This window comes from Paenibacillus terrae (genome assembly GCF_000943545.1).
GTDB lineage: Bacteria > Bacillota > Bacilli > Paenibacillales > Paenibacillaceae > Paenibacillus > Paenibacillus terrae_A.
The window spans coordinates 1-340 of sequence record NZ_JTHP01000211.1 but is presented as its reverse complement, the minus strand read 5'-3'; the positions used below and the strand labels follow the sequence as shown (position 1 = coordinate 340).

Below are 340 nucleotides of genomic sequence, written 5' to 3'. Positions count from 1 at the left end.
GATTCGAGGAAGAGCCGCTACGTCAGGCACTGACGCAGTTGGCGGTGCACCATGATGCGTTGCGGATGGTGTTCCGCAAGGCGGGGCAAGGCTGGGAAGCGTGGAACCGCGGAGTGAAGGAAGGGAAGCTGTATGATCTGGAAGTGGCCGATATCAAAGACGTGCCGATCGGTCCCACATTGGGTCAAGCTATAGAAGCCCGGGCCAGCACTATTCAGAGTAGCATCCGACTGGATGAAGGACCACTGCTGAAAGTGGGCCTGTTCCACTGCGCTGATGGGGACCATCTGCTACTGGCTATTCATCATATGGTGGTAGACGGCGTATCGTGGCGGATACT

At 57.1% G+C, this 340-nt stretch carries 1 protein-coding gene; it reads left to right on the top strand.

What is annotated here, in order from left to right:
• Window positions 1-44: 44 nt before the first annotated feature.
• A partial coding sequence (locus tag QD47_RS29710; RefSeq protein WP_412178009.1) for a condensation domain-containing protein occupies window positions 45-340 on the top strand: 296 nt, incomplete at its 3' end.